The organism is Plantibacter sp. CFBP 8804, from assembly GCF_014841225.1.
GTDB classification, from domain to species: Bacteria; Actinomycetota; Actinomycetes; order Actinomycetales; family Microbacteriaceae; genus Plantibacter; species Plantibacter auratus.
On record NZ_JACYTU010000014.1, the window covers coordinates 1 to 16513 of the forward strand.

Genomic DNA, 16513 nt, shown 5'->3' on the forward strand with positions numbered 1-16513 from the left:
CACATGCGCTCCTCTGCTGAGCGCATGTGCGGTCGCTTCGTCGTCGGAGCAGCCGGCGGCCTCCTAGCCGTTCAGGGCGCTGAGACTCCGACTCCATGCCTGTGTCGCGACCTGCACGGCGTCCCACGGGGAGCCGAGTGGCGGCGTGTACGAGAGGTCAAGGTCGCTCATCGCGTCAACCGTCATGCCGTGGTGCAGGGCGGTGGCGTAGGTGTCGACGCGTTTCGCGATCTCCGCGCCGCGGGTGCCGACGAGCTGCGCACCGAGCAACAGCCCGCTGTCGGTCGCTCCGGTGATGCGGATGCTGATCGGTGTCGCGCCCGGGTAGTAGGCCTTGTGGTCGTCCGCGATCGCCGTGGAGCTGTGCGGCGTCTATCCGGCCGCGACCGCTTCGTGGTCACGGAGCCCGGTGCGAGCGGCAACCAGGTCGAAGACCTTCACCACTTGGGTGCCGAGGCTGCCGGCGAAGCGGGTGTTGCCGCCGATCGCGTTCTCGCCAGCGACCCGGCCCTGCTTGTGCGACGTCGTGCCGAGCGGCAGATACGTGACGCCCAGCAGGCGGTGGTGGGTGACGATGCCGTCGCCCGCCGCCCAGACGTGCGGCAGGCCGGTGCGCATCTGCTCGTCGACGACCACCGCACCACCCGGCCCAGTTGCAGCGCCGGCCTCCGTGAGCAGGCTCGTGTTCGGCCGGACGCCGACGACGACGAGCACGAGCTCGGCGCTGCGCTCGAACGGCCGTCCGTCCTGCAGGCCGGTCACGGTGAGGCCAGCGCTCGTCCTGCTGAGGTGCTCGACGCGGGTGCCGGTGATGACGTTCACGCCGTGGCGGGTGAGTTCGTCGTGGACGAGGGAACCCAGTTCCGGGTCGAGGGTGGAGAGCACCTCGGGGCCGCGCTGCAGTTGGGTGACCTGGAGGCCGCGGACAGTGAGCGCTTCGGCCATCTCCAAGCCCACGTACCCGGCGCCGACGATGATCGCGGTGCCTGGCTGGTGGGTGTCGAGGTAGTGCTCGAGGGCGAAGGTGTCGCCCATCGAGTGCAGCAGGTGCACACCGTCTGCGGGGCCGAGCCGGTCGAGGCCGGTGATTCCGGCGGTGGAGGGTGAGGCTCCGGTGCCGACCATGAGTTCGTCGTAGGCGATCGTCGATTCCGTGCCGTGCTCGTCGCGGACGGTGAGGCACTGTCCGGCGACGTCGATCCCGGTTGCGAGGGTGTTCAGGCGCAGGGTCATGCCGGTGGCTTCGAGGTCGGCGTGGGTGCGGTGCGCGAGGGACTGCCAGGGCTGGACCTCGCGGGAGAAGTAGTAGGGGATGCCGCAGATGGAGAAGTTCGGGTAGGCGTCAGCGACGATCACCGTCACATCCACGGAGGGGTCGAGTTCGCGGGCGCGGAGAGCGGTGGAGATACCGGCGTCACTGCCGCCGATGACTGCGAGATGCATGAGGGTGCCTTTCAGAGCTGAGCTGCAGGTTGTGGAGCCACGGCCGCAGCGGTGCTGCGCGCGGGAGTCGGATAGAGCACGAGGACCAGGCCGAGCCCGAGGATCGCGCCGATGAGTTGCGCGGCGATGAACGGGCCGACCGAGGCCGGGGCGATCCCGGCGAAGGTGTCGGTGAACATGCGGGCGATCGTCACGGCCGGGTTCGCGAACGACGTCGAGCTCGTGAACCAGTACGCCGCCCCGATGTAACCACCGACCGCAGCCGCCGTCACCGCGCCCTTCCCGGAGCGTGCCAGGGCGAAGATCACCAGGATGAGTCCGGCGGTCGCTACGACTTCGGCGAGCAGGCTGCTGCCCGTCGCCCGATCGGTGGTGGAGAGGGCCGGCGCGGTGTCGAACATCGCGCCAGCGAGCACGGTGCCAGCGATTCCGCCGATGAGCTGCGCGGCCAGATACGGCGCGAGATCGCGCAGCGGCAGACCGTGTGGGGTGCTGCGGCTGACCCACCAGTCCACGAGCGAGACCACGGGATTGAAGTGTGCGCCGGAGACCGGGCCCAGGGTGAGGATCAGCACGGCGAGCCCGAGCGCGGTCGTCAGGCTGTTCTGCAGCAGCTGCAGCCCGACGTCATCCGGGGACAGTCGTTGCGCCATGATCCCGGAGCCGACGACGATCGCCACCAGGAGTCCGGTGCCGACGAACTCGGCAAGCATCCGACGCAGCAGATGCGGTCGGACCGGGATGGGAGCGGGATTCGATGGGTTCATGGCGGCATCATCTTGACTCACAAAGTTACTTCAGTCAATATTGAACCAATGAACGTCGAACGAACTGAAGTGGTCGAAGCGCGGGCGGCGAAGCACGCCGCGCTGAGCGATCCCACGCGCCTACAGATGATCGACCTGCTGACGTTGGGTGACCTGTCCCCGACGGAGATCCGGGTCGCACTCGGCACCCCGGGCAACCTGCTCACGCACCACCTGAACGTGCTCGAATCCGTCGGCATGATCACCCGCACGACGTCCGAAGGCGACAAGCGCCGCAGCTACGTCCACCTCACCCCTGGCGGGTTCGACGGCCTGATGCCCGGCGCTGCAGGCACGGCCAGCCGGGTCGTGTTCGTGTGCTCCGCGAACTCCGCCCGCTCACAACTCGCCGCCGCCCTCTGGGCGCGGCGGAGCACCATTCCCGTCGCCTCCGGCGGCACGCACCCCGCCGAGCGAATCGCGCCCGGCGCGATCGCCGCCGCCGAGCGCCACCAGCTCGCCCTCCCGTCGAGCGCGCCGAGCGCCCTGGACACGGTGCTGAGTGATGGGGACTTCGTCATCACGGTCTGCGACAACGCGCACGAGGAGATCGGCGTCACAGGCGATCTGCACTGGTCGATCCCCGACCCGGTGCGCGTCGGCACCGATGCCGCGTTCGACGCCGCCTACACCGAACTGGAGCGCCGCATCGCGGACCTCGCTCCCCGCCTGCTCGCCTCCTGACCAGAAAGCACCCAGCACCCTCATGACCACGACCAAGCCCGTCGTCCTGTTCATCTGCCAGCACAACGCCGGCCGCTCTCAACTCGGCGCAGCGCTCCTCGAACACCTCGCCGGAGACCGCTTCACCGCCACCTCAGCAGGCCTCGCTCCGTCGGATGCTGTGAACCCTGCGGTCGCCGCGACCGTCGCTGAGCTCGGCCTCGACATCACCGACCGATTGCCACGCGCGGTCACTGCCGCTGACCTGGATCAGGCCGACGTCGTGGTGCTCATGAAGCCCGGCCTGACCTTGCCTGCCACCCCGCGCGGCGAGGTGTTGGCCTGGTCGTTCCCGAACCCCGAGGCCTGGGATGTCGAAGCCGTGCGCCCGCTGCGGGAAGCCGTGGCCGAGCAGATCCGCACTGAGCTGCTCACCCGGTAGCTCCCGCAGCGAGCGGTCAGACGCTTGCTGGTGCGCGACCGATCTGCAGCACCTGCTCCGGCACCGCGCAGCACGAACCACCCAGCGACGCACCAGCGGCATCGAACAACCCCGCCCCGCCACACACGCCCGTGTCCGGGAGGACCAGCTCCACCCGCTCGGCCGCAGCCTGGTCGCCGGCGAGAGCGGCGACGACGGAGCGGACCTGCTCGTATCCGGTCATCGCGAGGAACGTCGGCGCCCGCCCGTAGGACTTCGCACCGACGATGTAGAAGTCCGGTTCCGGCTGCTCGAGATCCTTCGCACCGGTTGCGGCGACCGAGCCGCAGGAGTGCAGGTTCGGGTCGACCTCGGCCGCGATCCGCACTGGAGCCTGCAGCGTCGGATCCAGCTCGATCCGCAGCTCCGACAGGAACGACAGATCAGGCCGGAACCCGGTCAGCACGATCACCCGATCCGCGGCGGGCAGCTCACGGCCATCCTCCGACACCAACACGGTCTGGTCACCGTCACGCGCCACCCGCTCGACCCGGAAGCCCGTGACGAGGCTGATGAGGCCACCGTCGACGAGTTCCTTCGCCTTCAACCCGAGCGCGCCGCGGGCGGGCAGCTCGTCAGCGTCGCCGCCACCGAAGGTGTTCCCAACTGTGCCGCGGCGCAGCACCCAGGTGACCGTGGTGTCGGGATTGCGGCGCACGATCCGCGCGAGGGCGATGACCGCGGTGACCGCGGAGTGCCCGGTTCCCACGACGACGGTGTGCTTGCCCTCGAAGCCGGCCCGGTTCCGGAAGTCCGGGATCTGGTAGCCGAGCGTCTCGGACGCGGCCCGCTCCCCGAGCGCTGGCAGACCGTCCGCCCCGGCTGGGTTCGGCGTCGACCAGGTGCCCGAGGCATCGATGACCGCCCGCGCGTCGAGGCGGTATTCCGTCCCGTCCGCGGACTCCACGTGCACCGTGAACGGCTGCTCCGCACGCCCCGCGTCCACGAGCCGATCGCGACCACGACGAGACACTCCGACCACACGAGCATCGAACCGAACCCGCTCCCCCAGGACGTCCGCGAGCGGTGCGAGGTAGGAACTGATCCACTGCGCGCCGGTCGGGTATCCCGTCGTCGGCGCGGTCCAGCCGGTCGGCGCGAGCAACCGAGCGGACGCCGCGTCGACCAGCTCGGACCAATCGGAGAACAACCGCACATGACCCCACTCCGACACCGCCGCAGCAGCCGAAGACCCGGCCTCGAGCACCAGCACCGGAACGTCCCGCTCCACCAGGTGCGCTGCAGCAGCCAGACCTTGCGGGCCTGCACCGATCACGATCACGGGCAGCTCGTTCACCATCGTCAACTCCAATCGACAACCATCAATACGACGAGACTGATCGATACATCGACAGATGTCAATACGACGTGTCAGAATGTGTCCATGCCGATCGAACTGCCCCTCCTGGAAGCCGACGCCACAGCGTGCTGCACCCCCGTGACCGGCGGGGTGCTCGCGCTCGACGAAGCCGAACGGATCGCGCACACCTTCAAAGCGCTCGGTGACCCGACCCGTGTCCGGCTGCTGTCGCTGATCGCAGCGAGCGAGGGCGGTGAGGCGTGCATCTGCGACCTCACCGAGCCCGTCGGGCTCTCGCAGCCCACCGTGTCGCACCACATGAAGATCCTCGTCGACGCCGGGCTCGCAACCCGCGAACAGCGCGGCCGCTGGGCGTACTTCCGCGTCATTGCTGACGGGCTCGAACGCGCTTCCCAGGCGATCCGCCCGTGACCGACGCAGTAACGGTCCGTGAGCTCGACGCCGCCGACTGGGCTGCGGTCGAGACCATCTACCGCGAGGGCATCGCCACCGGCAACGCCACCTTCGAGGCCGACCCACCGAGCTGGGAACAGTTCGACGCAGGCAAGCTGACCATCGGCAGACTCGTCGCCGTTGATGATTTGGGTTCGGTCGTCGGGTGGGTCGCCGCATCGCCGGTCTCTGCGCGCGAGGCGTACCGCGGCGTGGTCGAGCACTCTGTGTACGTCGCCGCGGCAGCGGCAGGACGCGGCGTCGGAACACGGCTGCTCTCGGCATTCATCGCGGCCGCTGATGACGCCGGGATCTGGACAATCCAATCGAGCATCTTCCCCGAGAACATCCCGAGCCTGGTCCTGCACGAACGAGTCGGGTTCCGCACGATCGGGCATCGCGAGCGGATCGCCCGCATGAGTTATGGACCCTACGCCGGACGCTGGCGTGACACGGTACTCCTCGAGCGGCGGGCCCCTTCACCTCCGCTTGACGTGTGAGAACTCTCGTAACCTGGTGCCCCTCGGCCGAATAGTCGCCCGCTGCCGGGGAGGCCTCGACCTCACGGTTCCCCGCTTCTAAGCTGAGCGCATGTGCGGTCGCTTCGTCGTCACCGATTCCACGTCCACTCTCCTCGCGGACCTCGTGGCCGAGTTCGAGGCGCCTGCGCCCGACTACAACGTCGCGCCCACCACCGAGGTGACGGTGGTCCGCACCCGGCACGAGGAACGGACCGCGACCAGCGCCCGTTGGGGCTTCGTCCCCGGCTGGGCCAAGGACTTCGCGAAGCAGCGCCCGCAACCCATCAACGCGCGCATGGAGACGGTCGCGACCGCCTCCATGTTCCGCAAGGCCTTCGCCTCGGCACGGTGCATCGTCCCGGCCAGCGGGTACTACGAGTGGGTCGTCACCGAGACCGGCAAGCAGCCCCACTTCATCCACGACCCCGAGGCCGCGCTCGCGATGGCGGGCATCATCAGTGCCTGGCCCGACCCCAGCAAACCTGAGGGCGACCCGGACAAGTGGCGTCTGTCGATGGCGATCATCACGCGGGACGCGCACGTCTCACCGGGCGAGGTCCACGACCGCATGCCCGCCTGCCTCACCCCCGACGGCTACGACGACTGGCTCGGCGACCACCTCGACACCGACCAGCTGTTGCAGCTGCTCGACCGGGAGTCCTTCGCGGTCTCCCACGACCTGACCCACTACGAGGTGACGCGCGACGTGAACAACGTCCGTAACACGGGCCCGAACCTCATCGAGCCGCTCCCGGCCTGAGTGTCAGCTCAGGGCGGGTGTCGCGTCCGTTCGGGATCCGGCCTGCCGCTCGTCTGTCCCCTTGATCACCCAGTACACGACCGCGACGGCGAGGATACCGATGACCGGCGTCAGATAGGCCGCCCAGGGCGTGCCGAGCGGGGCGAAGCCCACCGAGAACGCGGCGACGTCCCAGATGCCGTGCAACGCCATCGCCCAGATGAGGGAGCCGGTCACCCGCCGCACGATGTAAAAGCAGGTGCCCGACATCGCGGCGAGGACCACTTGTCCGAGCGTGTTGAGGAATGGAGCGCCGAGTGCTGCATTGACCAGATGCATGGCTCCGAAGAGCAGGGAGGTCAGCAGCCACACCCACACTTCGGAAAGACGTGAGCGGAACGCCGTCAGCAGCAGACCGCGCGACATCAGCTCCTCACAGAACCCGACCGCCAGGCCCAGCGCGAGCAGGGAGAGGAGGAACGACGGGTCGAACCTCGACCAGTCGGTGTTGACCAAGTTCGCCACGGCGACGACCAGCATGAGCGCGGGGACGAAGATCGGCCACTTGTGGTGGGAGCGTCTCCGCTCGAACAGGGCAGGCCTCCACCACCCCAACAGCCAGGTGGTGATGGTCAGTAGCACCGCACCGACCGCCAGGTCGAGCACCGCCCCTCGCCACGTGAACTCTGCGGACGTCCCGATCTCGGTGTACGCCACCCCACTGAGCTTCGATACGACGAAGATGACGGCGACGTAACCGACGTAGATCGCCAGGCCAATCCAGACACGAGGGGTGACGCGCATAGGCTGTTGCCTTCCAATCGGCGGGGAATCGACGCTCCAATGTATCGGGCGCAAGTGCTCGAATCGATGATCGTCTCAGCGCTTCCGATAGCGGGCCGATCAGCGTGCGACGAGCTGAGACACGCGGCCTCGCGAGACGCCGAGGATCGCGGCGGAGTCCGTCACGGAGAATCCCGCTTCGCGAAGATGCCGAGCCGCTGCACGTGCGCGGGCTGCCGCCGCGGCGGACGCTGCCGTCGCTTCCTCGGTAGCGGAACGCGCGGCGACGACCTCGTCATAGAGGGCACCGATTTCAGGAATCACGGTCACCACCCACCCGCTGTGATCAACGCCGGGGTCGTCGGTGTCGAGATAGTCGCGGATCTGCTGCTCGGCCTTGTCGAGCGTTGCGACCTGGCTGACCGGCTCACCATCGAGGTGAAGTTCCCAACCGTGTTCCCACTTGTGCGCCATCGCTGTGATGTTCATCGCTTCGACTCGTCCTTCCTCGATGCCTCGATCGTCTGCAACACCTTCCGAACCAGACCCGGCGACACGTCCCTCGCCTGAGTGATGGTGACACGGAACGGGCCGTTCGACCAGTTCTCATGGTCGCCCTTCCCCTGTCGTGGCGCGAACCCCGCGTCCCGCAGCAGAGCGACTATCGCCTTGTACCTCATCGGCTTGACCATCACGGTAGTTTAGGGGGGCTATATCGTCAATGTCTATGCCCCCTAGACAACACGTGTCGGAGAGGTCGAATCAGGGCCATTGCCCAGGTCCCAGCTTCCTCACAGACGCTCGTCTAAGCTAGACGAGCGTCTGACTCAGACGATCGTCTAGCGGCCCGATCGACGGGCCCTCCACCTCGAAGGAGCGCTCGTGAGCGGTCTGCGCCAGTACGCGATGAACCAGGTCCGCGACGAGATCATCGACGCCGCCGGGCTCGAGTTCGGCCGGAACGGCTACGCCGGGACGTCGTTCTCCGGCATCGCGTCCGTCATGGGCAAGCCGAAATCGGTCATCGGGTACCACCTGTTCCCGTCGAAGCGGAGTCTTGCGCATGCGGTGATCGCCGAGCAGGACGAGCGGTGGCAGGCGGCGGACGCGCGGATCGGGGTGCCCTACGGCGCGCTCCGCTGGGTGACGATGATCCTCGCCTCCGCGCAGGAAGCGCAGCGATCCCCCATCGCGATGGGCGCCATCCGGCTCCTGCACGAACTGCCACGGATGGACGACCCGGTCTACACGGTGTTCGACTGGCGGGCGTACACCCGCACGAACCTCCGCATGGAGGCCGCAGCGCACGATCTCGACCTCCCCGACCTCGACGGCGTTGCAGACGTTCTGCTCGACGCCTGCTTCGGACTCGTCACCACGACGGTGGGCGACGACGATGCGGCCGAGCTCAGCGAGCGACTGATCACCCTGATCCGGCCGATCCTCGCGACCGTCGATCCCGCCGGCGCTGCAGCCACGACGGCCGCCGCGGCGGCCGCTCATGAGCTCGTCGCCGGGCCGGCCGAGCACTGAGCCTTCCCCCGAGCACCGCCCCCTCCCCCGAACCCGTCTCCGCAATCGGAAGGACGCCCATGTCCCAGATCGACGCCGTGCCGAACGGCACCACCCGCAGCACCACGGTCGCGGACCGGGTACACCTCGTGCAGGGTCCGTCCGTCAACTGGATCATCGTCGAGGGCGACCTCGGCCCGGTCCTCATCGACACCGGCTACCCCGGCGACGGCGCAGCCGTCACCGCGACCCTCGGCGCGCTCGGCTACGCGGTCGAGGACGTCCGGGCGATCCTCCTCACCCACGGTCACAGCGACCACATCGGCAACGCGACGTTCATCGCCGGGTTGGCGGAGTGTGACATCCTCGCGTCCCGCGACGAGATCCCCAACGTCCGCCGGGAGGTGCTCGAGCAGGTCGGACTCGCCGACGTCCAACCCCACCTCGAGCGTCCCGGGGTCGCCGACTGGGTCAGTCACGCGGTCGAGGCCGGCGGACTCGAGGTCGTCCCGCCGACGTCGGTCACCGCGATCGAGGACGTGCCCGAGCTCCGGGCGACCCTCGGGCTCGCGGTCCGCCCGCTCCCCCTCCCCGGCCACACGCGCGGGCACCTCGGATTCCTCCTCGTCGAGCACGGTGTCCTCGTCGCGGGCGACGCGCTCGTCACCGCTCACCCCACCAGCCCCCACGACGGCCCGCAGTTGCTCCCCGAGATGTTCCACGGCGACCTGCAGCGCGCCCGCCAGTCGTTGACCACGCTGGCCGGGCTCCCGGCCTCCGTCGTGCTGCCCGGACACGGCCCGGCGTTCTTCGGCTCGCCCGCGCAGGCGGCGGCGGAAGCCCTCGCCTTCGGGAGTGCGTTCTGAGCATCCGACCGCCCGTCGGACCCCTGCGATAGCGTTGGTCACGTCTCCGAACCCGGATCCCGAGCCACGAGGAAGTGACCATGAAGAACCCGTTCCGCCGCGACGGCAGCCCGAACGACGACAGCCCGAACCCCGAGCGGACCGACGTCCCAGAGCAGCCGAACCAGGGCCGCACCCTCGAACCGGCTCCCGAGGTACTGGCCGAGCTCGACGCGTTGAACGAGGCCTGCCGGGCGGCGCCGGACGACATCGACGCGCAGATCCGGCTCTGGCGGGCGGTCGCCGCACTCGACCGGTGGGTCTTCATCAACCGTGGTCCGGAGGACAACCCTCGGCCGTACGCGCTCGCAGCGCAACCGGGGAACCTGGTCGGCATCTACAGCAGCGGGACGCGAGCGCAGGAGGCCGCGTACGCGAACGGCCTGGTCCCGCCGGACGCCACGGTGTCGCTGCTCGCGGTCCCGATGCCTGCGGCGATCGACTGGGTCCGGTCCTTCGGCGAGCGCGGCGTCGTCGGCGTGACCATCGACTACCCGCGCCTCGGCGCCTGGTGCCCCCTGCAGAACCTGGCGGGGCTCAGGCCCACGGACACCCAGGGCTGACGCCGACGCCGAGGAGGACCACGATGCACGGCTCGGAGCTGCAGGACCGGGCGGCACGCCGCGCCGACGAACTCCCCGGTGCGGAGCTGACGCACCCGTTCGGCGAGGAGTGGGACGTCTACAAGGTCCGCGGCAAGGTCTTCATGCTGCAGACGGGGGCGACGGGCGAACCCATCGTCACCCTGAAAGCGCGCCCCGAGGACAGCCGCAGTCTGCGCGAGGCCTTCCCCGACATCATCCCCGGCTATCACATGAACAAACGGCACTGGATCTCGCTCAAGCCGGACGGCGAGCTCGAGCCGGCGTTCGTCGACGACCTCGTCACGGAGTCGTACCTGCTCGTCGTCGAGGGGCTGCCGAAACGGCTGCGCCCGGTCGATCCAGCGACGTTCGGACAGCGCCGCGACGGCTGAACACCGGGCCGGCAGCACTCAGACCGGGATGCGCCTGGCGCCGGTGCCGGTGTCGCCGAGTTCGTCGTCGGGGTTGAGGAGCGTGCACGCCTTCATCGAGAGGCAGCCGCAGCCGATGCAGCCGGTGAGCTCGCGTTCGAGTTGCTCGATCCCACGCCGACGCTGTTCGAGGACCTTCTGCCAGCGGCGGGAGGCCCGCTGCCAGTCCTCGTGACTCGGGGTGCTGGAGAGCGGCACGTCGGCGAACGCCTCCGCCACGTCTTCGAGCGGGATACCGAGGCGCTTCGCGACCGAGATGAGCGCGACGCGGCGCAGCATGTGCCGGGGGTATCGCCGCTGGTTGCCGGCGGTCCGCTCGGAACCGATGAGGCCGAGCCGCTCGTAGTAGTGCAGCGCCGACACCGCGACGCCGGTGCGACGACTCATCTCGCCGACACTGAGCAACTCGTCCGGACTGTGCACAGTGTCCCACCCTCGTTCCTCGCATCGACCTCAAGCCGCCTTCAGGTCCGACGCTCGTTTCGACGGTACACGAGCGGGTCAGGGCGGATGGGGAGCGCTCCCCATCCGCACGCTCGACCAATGCCGGCGGACACCTGTCGCCGATCAGTGTGCCGCTGGCAGGATGGTCGGAATCGCACATCGACCGGGGGGACGACATGACGCAGGACGAGGACTTCCTCGAGGTGATCGCGGCGGAGGTCGCGCAGGATCCGCAGAACGCCGCGCTCCGCGAGGACTTCGTGACCCTGCTGTTGCAGCACGACGTCGACCGCGCGGCGCAGGAGGTGACGACCTTCGAGCGACTCGGCGGCGACCCGGCGCGGGTCCGGCTGTTGCGCGCCCGCGTGATGGCGGCGCGACTCCGGGGGTCGGCGGCCGACACCACGACCGAGCCCGACCGCTCGGCGGTCCCCGCCCCGTCGGCAGCCGAAACCGCCACCATGCCGATCGACCAGCCCAGCCTCTGGGACGCGGAACGACCGGCCGTCACGCTCGCGGACGTGGCGGGACTCGCCGATGTGAAGCAACACCTCGACTCGACGTTCCTCGCGCCACTCCGGAACCCGGAGCTCGCCGCAGCGTTCGGGCAGAAGCCCGGCGGTTCACTGCTCATGTACGGCCCTCCCGGCTGCGGCAAGACATTCATCGCCAAGGCGATCGCCGGTGACCTCGGGGCGTCCTTCATCCACGTCACCCTCGCTGACCTGCTGAGCAAGTGGCTGGGCGACAGCGAGAAGGCGATCCAGAGTGTCTTCCACGATGCTCGCGCCGCCGCTCCGTGCGTCATCTTCTTCGACGAGTTCGACGCACTCGGTGGCCGCCGCACGTCCGGGGGCGGATCGCAGTCGATGCGCACGATCGTGACGCAGCTCCTCGAGGAGCTCGACGGGGTGGCGGACGAGAACGACGGCGTCTACTTCCTCGCCGCGACCAACCGCCCATGGGACATCGATCCGGCGCTGCGGCGCCCCGGCCGCATCGACAAGACGGTCCTCGTCCTGCCGCCGGACGCAGTCGCGCGCGCTGCGATCCTGCAGGGCGACCTCGAAGGCAAGCCGGCCGACGGTGTCGACGTCATCGCCGTGGCCGCAGCGACCGAGGGCTTCTCCGGGGCCGACATCGCGCAGGTGTCGCGGGTCGCACTGCAGCAGTCGCTCACGGCGTCGATGCAGGCGGGGGCGATCGTGCCGGTCACGACGCGGGCCTTGCTCGATGCCGCCGCCGGGCTCATCCCCTCGACGGCATCATGGTTCGACCAGGTCGCACCGGTGCTCGAATACGGCGTCGACGACGGCACCTTCGCCCAGCTCCGGGCGTACCGCGTGCAGCACGGGCTCCGATGAGCGACCCCGTCGGCGCCGAGCGCGAGGCCATCGAACACGACCGCGACCTCGCTTGGGAGCTCTACGACTTCCAGCCCGAACACCCGCGGATCCCCGAGCTGGCGATGAGCGTCCTCGCCCGGGCGCCGCAGTTCACCGGGATGATCATCCTGCTCTCCATGCACCGGCAGGCGTGCGGCGACGTCGATGAGGCCAGACGCCTCCTTCGGGAGTTGCTCGGCCGCCGCGACCGGCAGTTCCTCGGGGCGCTGCGTCGCCTGCGCGATCTCGAAGGGTCCGAGGGCGACTTCGCCGAGGCCATGCGACTCGGTGAACTCGTCCTCCGCGAGGACCCGGAGGCGGACTGGTTCGACCACATGGACCACGCGGCAGCCGTCGCGATGGCCGCCGATCCCCAGCGAGGGTGGGCGCTGATCGACGACGCGGTCGAGCTGGCCGGACGGACCGCCCCGGAGGCGTACGCCGGCGCGCTCGGACTCCGAGCCCTGCACTTCCTGTCGACGGGCACCCCACCTGGCCGGTTCCTCGTCGCCGCGCAGCAGGCGATCGAGGCGGACCCGAGCGAGACGACGCTCTCGACGGCACTGGCCTTCGCCTACCTGTACGACTACCGTCCGCAGGAGGCGCTGGAACTCCTGGCCAGGGTCCTTCGCGAGGACCCGATGGACGAGGTCGCCCAGGGCGGGATGGTCGTCGCGCGAGCGTTCCTCGATCCCATCGAGCGTGGCGTCGGGACGATGGACGACCTGCGCCGGGCTGGCATGGGCGAGGTCGCCTGGCGGATCCTCCGCGACAAGCTCTTCGAGGCCGGGCTCGCCGACGCATTGGCCGCTCTGGACCCGCTGCTCCCGGAGGAACTGGCGGCCTCGCTGCGCCCACCGCTCGACCTCGATGCCGCGAGCGCGAGCGGCGGTGACGACAAGGTGCTCGCCTGGCACGACGGGCAGCTCCCCGGCACCGGCGGGCGCTGGGGCGACGGCAGCCCGTTCCGTCTCATGAGCGGCGCCGAGATCGGCGAGATGGACGAGGCGATCGAACGGGACCCGGAAGCGTGGCCGCAGTGGGATGCCGAGCGCGACTACTACACGCAGCTCTTCACCGACGACGCGGGCGCCTACCTCATCGAGGGTTCCGGTGGACGGCTCGTCCGTCGATCCGCCGGACGTGACGACGAAGAGGTGGCCGCGAGCCTCACCGACTGGTTATGGGACCGAGTCGTCGCCTACGGAGGCGACGACCCGCGCCCGGGACGCTCTGCGACTGGATCGACACCGCCGGAATCGCCTGGCGGGCCCTCCGTTCAGCGACCCTGAGCCAGGTCGGCCGCCGGCCAGGACCAGACGACGTCGACGGCCGCCTGTTCCCTCACCGCGGACCGACGACGGGACGCTTCGCGCTTCGTCGTGGGCGTCGGAGGCCAGTTCCAGATCCAGTCCTTGGGCACCAGGTGGAAGGCCAGCGTCGCCTGCCCGCGCTCCTCGTCGACGACGAGGACGAGTGCCGCACCGCGATCGCGGACACGCCACACCACCACCCCGCGTGGTGTCGTCGCGTGCGCTCCGACTTCGGCGAGACGCCGCCCGTACGGGTCCTCATCCGGGTCGAGCACGGTCTCCCGGTGGATGTGGTCTCCACCGAAGAGGTGGATGCAGTCCTGCTGCAGTGCCGCGCAGACTTCGCGCAGCCGCTCGAGTCCTGATCGATCCGTCGCGCTGCAGGCGGCTACGGCCAGGGGGAAGATCACGAGCGCGCCACGGTCGATGGCCGGGACGCCAAGCAGCGGCCACAGTGAGGGGTGGGTCGCGGCTTCACGGGGTGCGAGGCCGACGATCGCGTCGAGGATCCGCAGACCGTCCGCGACGTGTTCGAGTTCCGGCGATGCGTCGGCTGGTCCGGTCATCCGCCCAGGCTACCGAGCCGTCGGGGTTCAGGAGTGTGCACGCTTTCATCGAGATGCAGCCGCAGGACCGTCCGACCCCGAGCACCCCGGTGACTACTCGGGCCCGACCGTGAACGGGGCATAGCCGGGAGCCAGCTCCGTGACGCGAAGGTCGGAGAACACCAGGCTGATGTCGTGTGCGTTCGACATCATGCGAAGCTCATGGAAGGGATTCCCACCGATGTCGACCAGGATCGTGCGACTCCGAGTCGGGCATCAGTTCGAACCCCGGGTAGAGGCCCTGCTCTCTGACACCCCAGACGTACCCGTCAAGGTCCGAGCCGAACTCGAGCAGTCGGTCGTCCAACGAACGCGCCCAGAGGTCCGGCGGAAGCACCGTCGACACGTCGGCCTGCACGCAGTTGACGAAGAGGTAGCGCAGGGACCTCATCGGAATGCCCGTACTCGGAGCGGCGACGATCTGGACGATCATCTCGTAGTCGCGCATGTACTCCGTGAAGCCGTGGAACACCCCCGCCTGGTCGAACGCGTCGTCGAAGGCCGCTTGCATCGCACTGATCTCCACGGCAGGCAGCGTATCGGAGTGCACCCTCGGGCCGTGTACGAGGCAGCGTGACCTGAGTGCCCTTCGACAAGCTCAGGGACCGGATCGTTCCGGGCACACCTCCCCCGGTCACTGAGCCTGTCGAAGTGCCCACGAAGGTGCCTCAACGTTGCGGGTGCACATCTTCCGGTCACTGAGCCTGTCGAAGTGCCCACGAGGAACCCTTCGACAGGCTCAGGGTCCGGTGCTGGTCAGAACGGTGCGGGATCCGGTTCGGTCCGGTGGCGTTTCCCGTCGGGTGTTGTCCACTCGAGCACCCCGCCCGGCCCGTGGTCGAGGTTCCATCCGGGGAGGTGCTTCATCCGGTGGTGATGTCGGCAGAGGCAGGCGAGGTTCCCGACATCCGTCGTCCCGCCGTCCTCCCAAGCAACCGAATGATCGAGGTCGCAAGCCCGGGCTCGTCTCCCGCAGCCCGGTGCGCGACAGCTGCCGTCCCGCAGGCGCACCGCCCGTTGCAGATCGGCCGGAACGCGGTATTGATTTCGCCCGACGGAGAGGACCGCGCCGGTTTCCGGCTGGACGAGGATCCGGGTGAAGCCGGGCGCGTTCACCGCGATGCGGGCTGCGGTCTCCGGGTCGATCGGGCCGTACCCGTCGAGCATGCCGGGTGCGTCGGAAACGCCGGCCATGGTGAGCGCGGGGACGGTGATCTGCACGGTCGGCCTGATGTGCTCCTGCACTTCGACCGGGTGCGGGAGCACCGGGCTCGACATGACGTCGTCAGGGGTCACACCGGTGAGGGCCAGGGCTGCGAGGGCGTCCGCCTGCAACTGAGCGCACGTCCGGGTGTCGCCAGCTGCGCGAGATTCCGAGGCCGCTGCTTCGACCCGCTCGATGATGCCCTGCGCGATGGGCGCCGTGGTGAACAGGTGCACCCACGCCATGCCGTCGGCTGCGGGCTCGAACTCGACCCGGCGGTCCGCCTCGGAGCGCCGGGCGCGCGCAGTGATGGACTCGGGGTGGAGCCGTTCGCGCAGGACGCGGGCGCGGTGCCGGAGGTACGAGGCGGTCGCGCTCTCGGCTACCGGCAGTACCTGTTCGAGGAACACCGCCCGACCCGCGGCCGGGACGTCGCACAGCTGGTCGGTGATCACCTGGGCGTGCCGGGCCGAGATGCGGCCGACCTCGAGCGACTCGAGCACGGCTGGTGCGTCGTTCACGAGGCGTTCGGCGTCGTTGGTCGCACGCTGGACCGTCCGTTCCGGTGTCCGGGTCGCCATCGCCAAAGCGGCGCAGGTCGACCGGCGGGAGAGGGCCTGTCGTTCGGCCGGCGGGAAGATCGCCGGGACCGTGGCGTCCGCGAAGGTGTCCGCATAGGCGGCGGAGCGGGCCAGGAGGCGCGCTTTCCGGGCGTCCAGGACGGCCTGCTGGCGGTGGAGCTCAGCCCACTGGTCCGAGAACTCCGCGAGCTGCGCGGCGTACTCGTCGCCGACGCGGATCGCGGCGGAGATGGTCTCGGTCATGGGACCAGTCCACCATGAACCACTGACATTCCAGATGATGAGTCGAAGCGGTTGTGGAAGTTGCTCGTGGGCCCTTCGACAAGCTCAGGGACCGGGAGAAGATCACCGGAGCGAGAG

Annotated in this window: 21 protein-coding genes and 1 pseudogene; 11 read left to right on the top strand and 11 right to left on the bottom strand. The window is 69.2% G+C overall.

What is annotated here, in order from left to right:
- Nucleotides 1-63 precede the first annotated feature (63 nt).
- A pseudogene (locus tag IFU11_RS16950) lies at nucleotides 64-1443 on the bottom strand (FAD-dependent oxidoreductase).
- An 11-nt stretch (nucleotides 1444-1454) separates the two neighbouring features.
- Nucleotides 1455-2210, bottom strand: coding sequence for an aquaporin (locus IFU11_RS16955; protein ID WP_244631887.1), 756 nt, complete (start codon nucleotides 2208-2210; stop codon nucleotides 1455-1457).
- 48 nt (nucleotides 2211-2258) lie between these two features.
- Here IFU11_RS16955 and IFU11_RS16960 point away from each other — a divergent pair, with 48 nt between their 5' ends.
- The gene (locus IFU11_RS16960; RefSeq protein WP_192019709.1) at nucleotides 2259-2933 is read left to right on the top strand and encodes an arsenate reductase/protein-tyrosine-phosphatase family protein; all 675 of its coding nucleotides are present in this window, start codon (nucleotides 2259-2261) and stop codon (nucleotides 2931-2933) included.
- Between the two features lie 22 nt (nucleotides 2934-2955).
- Entirely contained in the window at nucleotides 2956-3354 is a 399-nt protein-coding gene (locus tag IFU11_RS16965) for an arsenate-mycothiol transferase ArsC (protein WP_124768363.1), read from the top strand.
- A 16-nt stretch (nucleotides 3355-3370) separates the two neighbouring features.
- On the opposite strand, the gene IFU11_RS16970 is transcribed toward IFU11_RS16965, so the two are convergent.
- Nucleotides 3371-4693, bottom strand: coding sequence for an NAD(P)-binding domain-containing protein (locus IFU11_RS16970; protein WP_192019710.1), 1323 nt, complete (start codon nucleotides 4691-4693; stop codon nucleotides 3371-3373).
- 84 nt (nucleotides 4694-4777) lie between these two features.
- Between IFU11_RS16970 and IFU11_RS16975 the strand changes: the two genes are divergently transcribed.
- The 3 genes from IFU11_RS16975 (at nucleotide 4778) to IFU11_RS16985 (ending at nucleotide 6427) form a co-directional block, all read left to right on the top strand.
- A complete protein-coding gene (locus IFU11_RS16975) occupies nucleotides 4778-5125 on the top strand; it encodes an ArsR/SmtB family transcription factor (RefSeq protein ID WP_192019711.1) in 348 nt (115 codons plus the stop codon).
- Nucleotides 5122-5646 carry a GNAT family N-acetyltransferase gene (locus IFU11_RS16980; protein WP_192019712.1) on the top strand — a complete coding sequence of 175 codons (525 nt, stop codon included), beginning with the start codon at nucleotides 5122-5124 and terminating at the stop codon, nucleotides 5644-5646. The genes IFU11_RS16975 and IFU11_RS16980 overlap by 4 nt, the downstream gene beginning before the upstream one ends.
- Nucleotides 5647-5737: 91 nt before the next feature.
- Nucleotides 5738-6427, top strand: coding sequence for an SOS response-associated peptidase (locus IFU11_RS16985; protein WP_192019713.1), 690 nt, complete (start codon nucleotides 5738-5740; stop codon nucleotides 6425-6427).
- 3 nt (nucleotides 6428-6430) lie between these two features.
- On the opposite strand, the gene IFU11_RS16990 is transcribed toward IFU11_RS16985, so the two are convergent.
- From IFU11_RS16990 to IFU11_RS17000, 3 genes are all read right to left on the bottom strand, one after another.
- Nucleotides 6431-7210 carry a CPBP family intramembrane glutamic endopeptidase gene (locus tag IFU11_RS16990; protein ID WP_199862355.1) on the bottom strand — a complete coding sequence of 260 codons (780 nt, stop codon included), beginning with the start codon at nucleotides 7208-7210 and terminating at the stop codon, nucleotides 6431-6433.
- Between the two features lie 99 nt (nucleotides 7211-7309).
- On the bottom strand, nucleotides 7310-7678 hold the full coding sequence (locus IFU11_RS16995; protein WP_192019714.1) for an antitoxin HicB: 369 nt from the start codon (nucleotides 7676-7678) through the stop codon (nucleotides 7310-7312).
- Nucleotides 7675-7881 carry a type II toxin-antitoxin system HicA family toxin gene (locus tag IFU11_RS17000; protein ID WP_124768358.1) on the bottom strand — a complete coding sequence of 69 codons (207 nt, stop codon included), beginning with the start codon at nucleotides 7879-7881 and terminating at the stop codon, nucleotides 7675-7677. Before IFU11_RS17000 ends, IFU11_RS16995 begins: the two co-directional genes overlap by 4 nt.
- A gap of 190 nt (nucleotides 7882-8071) precedes the next feature.
- On the opposite strand from IFU11_RS17000, the gene IFU11_RS17005 reads away from it, so the two are divergent.
- From IFU11_RS17005 to IFU11_RS17020, 4 genes are all read left to right on the top strand, one after another.
- Nucleotides 8072-8722 carry a TetR/AcrR family transcriptional regulator gene (locus IFU11_RS17005; RefSeq protein ID WP_137242599.1) on the top strand — a complete coding sequence of 217 codons (651 nt, stop codon included), beginning with the start codon at nucleotides 8072-8074 and terminating at the stop codon, nucleotides 8720-8722.
- Nucleotides 8723-8781: 59 nt separating this feature from the next.
- A complete protein-coding gene (locus IFU11_RS17010; RefSeq protein WP_192019715.1) occupies nucleotides 8782-9567 on the top strand; it encodes an MBL fold metallo-hydrolase in 786 nt (261 codons plus the stop codon).
- An 80-nt stretch (nucleotides 9568-9647) separates the two neighbouring features.
- Nucleotides 9648-10169, top strand: coding sequence for a hypothetical protein (locus IFU11_RS17015; RefSeq protein WP_199862356.1), 522 nt, complete (start codon nucleotides 9648-9650; stop codon nucleotides 10167-10169).
- A gap of 23 nt (nucleotides 10170-10192) precedes the next feature.
- Nucleotides 10193-10582: an MmcQ/YjbR family DNA-binding protein gene (locus tag IFU11_RS17020; RefSeq protein WP_192019716.1), complete on the top strand. Its 390-nt coding sequence runs from the start codon at nucleotides 10193-10195 to the stop codon at nucleotides 10580-10582.
- Between the two features lie 18 nt (nucleotides 10583-10600).
- Here the strand turns inward: IFU11_RS17020 and soxR are convergent, their stop codons facing one another.
- Nucleotides 10601-11044 carry a redox-sensitive transcriptional activator SoxR gene (gene soxR / locus IFU11_RS17025; RefSeq protein WP_255377972.1) on the bottom strand — a complete coding sequence of 148 codons (444 nt, stop codon included), beginning with the start codon at nucleotides 11042-11044 and terminating at the stop codon, nucleotides 10601-10603.
- Nucleotides 11045-11241: 197 nt separating this feature from the next.
- Between soxR and IFU11_RS17030 the strand changes: the two genes are divergently transcribed.
- Together IFU11_RS17030 and IFU11_RS17035 are read left to right on the top strand one after the other, a co-directional pair.
- Nucleotides 11242-12429: an ATP-binding protein gene (locus tag IFU11_RS17030; protein WP_192019717.1), complete on the top strand. Its 1188-nt coding sequence runs from the start codon at nucleotides 11242-11244 to the stop codon at nucleotides 12427-12429.
- Nucleotides 12426-13742: a tetratricopeptide repeat protein gene (locus tag IFU11_RS17035; protein ID WP_192019718.1), complete on the top strand. Its 1317-nt coding sequence runs from the start codon at nucleotides 12426-12428 to the stop codon at nucleotides 13740-13742. Before IFU11_RS17030 ends, IFU11_RS17035 begins: the two co-directional genes overlap by 4 nt.
- Here IFU11_RS17035 and IFU11_RS17040 read toward each other — a convergent pair.
- The 4 genes from IFU11_RS17040 to IFU11_RS17050 form a co-directional block, all read right to left on the bottom strand.
- Complete coding sequence (locus IFU11_RS17040) at nucleotides 13730-14329, bottom strand: hypothetical protein (protein WP_192019719.1); 600 nt, start codon at nucleotides 14327-14329, stop codon at nucleotides 13730-13732. The two genes, IFU11_RS17035 and IFU11_RS17040, sit on opposite strands and share 13 nt — an antisense overlap.
- A gap of 93 nt (nucleotides 14330-14422) precedes the next feature.
- A complete protein-coding gene (locus IFU11_RS20895) occupies nucleotides 14423-14521 on the bottom strand; it encodes a YxiG-like protein (RefSeq protein ID WP_441004833.1) in 99 nt (32 codons plus the stop codon).
- Nucleotides 14522-14528: 7 nt separating this feature from the next.
- Nucleotides 14529-14894 carry a YxiG-like protein gene (locus IFU11_RS17045; protein ID WP_199862357.1) on the bottom strand — a complete coding sequence of 122 codons (366 nt, stop codon included), beginning with the start codon at nucleotides 14892-14894 and terminating at the stop codon, nucleotides 14529-14531.
- 230 nt (nucleotides 14895-15124) lie between these two features.
- Nucleotides 15125-16396 carry an HNH endonuclease signature motif containing protein gene (locus IFU11_RS17050; RefSeq protein WP_192019720.1) on the bottom strand — a complete coding sequence of 424 codons (1272 nt, stop codon included), beginning with the start codon at nucleotides 16394-16396 and terminating at the stop codon, nucleotides 15125-15127.
- Nucleotides 16397-16513: the final 117 nt, after the last annotated feature.

What these genes read in the sequence shown, in the direction of transcription:
- IFU11_RS16955 (WP_244631887.1), bottom strand. Translation starts at nt 2,210, where the DNA reads ATGAACCCATCGAATCCCGCTCCCATCCCGGTCCGACCGCATCTGCTG.
- IFU11_RS16960 (WP_192019709.1), top strand. Translation starts at nt 2,259, where the DNA reads ATGAACGTCGAACGAACTGAAGTGGTCGAAGCGCGGGCGGCGAAGCAC.
- IFU11_RS16965 (WP_124768363.1), top strand. Translation starts at nt 2,956, where the DNA reads ATGACCACGACCAAGCCCGTCGTCCTGTTCATCTGCCAGCACAACGCC.
- IFU11_RS16970 (WP_192019710.1), bottom strand. Translation starts at nt 4,693, where the DNA reads ATGGTGAACGAGCTGCCCGTGATCGTGATCGGTGCAGGCCCGCAAGGT.
- IFU11_RS16975 (WP_192019711.1), top strand. Translation starts at nt 4,778, where the DNA reads ATGCCGATCGAACTGCCCCTCCTGGAAGCCGACGCCACAGCGTGCTGC.
- IFU11_RS16985 (WP_192019713.1), top strand. Translation starts at nt 5,738, where the DNA reads ATGTGCGGTCGCTTCGTCGTCACCGATTCCACGTCCACTCTCCTCGCG.
- IFU11_RS16990 (WP_199862355.1), bottom strand. Translation starts at nt 7,210, where the DNA reads ATGCGCGTCACCCCTCGTGTCTGGATTGGCCTGGCGATCTACGTCGGT.
- IFU11_RS16995 (WP_192019714.1), bottom strand. Translation starts at nt 7,678, where the DNA reads ATGAACATCACAGCGATGGCGCACAAGTGGGAACACGGTTGGGAACTT.
- IFU11_RS17000 (WP_124768358.1), bottom strand. Translation starts at nt 7,881, where the DNA reads ATGGTCAAGCCGATGAGGTACAAGGCGATAGTCGCTCTGCTGCGGGAC.
- IFU11_RS17010 (WP_192019715.1), top strand. Translation starts at nt 8,782, where the DNA reads ATGTCCCAGATCGACGCCGTGCCGAACGGCACCACCCGCAGCACCACG.
- IFU11_RS17015 (WP_199862356.1), top strand. Translation starts at nt 9,648, where the DNA reads ATGAAGAACCCGTTCCGCCGCGACGGCAGCCCGAACGACGACAGCCCG.
- IFU11_RS17020 (WP_192019716.1), top strand. Translation starts at nt 10,193, where the DNA reads ATGCACGGCTCGGAGCTGCAGGACCGGGCGGCACGCCGCGCCGACGAA.
- IFU11_RS17030 (WP_192019717.1), top strand. Translation starts at nt 11,242, where the DNA reads ATGACGCAGGACGAGGACTTCCTCGAGGTGATCGCGGCGGAGGTCGCG.
- IFU11_RS17035 (WP_192019718.1), top strand. Translation starts at nt 12,426, where the DNA reads ATGAGCGACCCCGTCGGCGCCGAGCGCGAGGCCATCGAACACGACCGC.
- IFU11_RS17040 (WP_192019719.1), bottom strand. Translation starts at nt 14,329, where the DNA reads ATGACCGGACCAGCCGACGCATCGCCGGAACTCGAACACGTCGCGGAC.
- IFU11_RS20895 (WP_441004833.1), bottom strand. Translation starts at nt 14,521, where the DNA reads ATGATGTCGAACGCACACGACATCAGCCTGGTGTTCTCCGACCTTCGC.
- IFU11_RS17050 (WP_192019720.1), bottom strand. Translation starts at nt 16,396, where the DNA reads ATGACCGAGACCATCTCCGCCGCGATCCGCGTCGGCGACGAGTACGCC.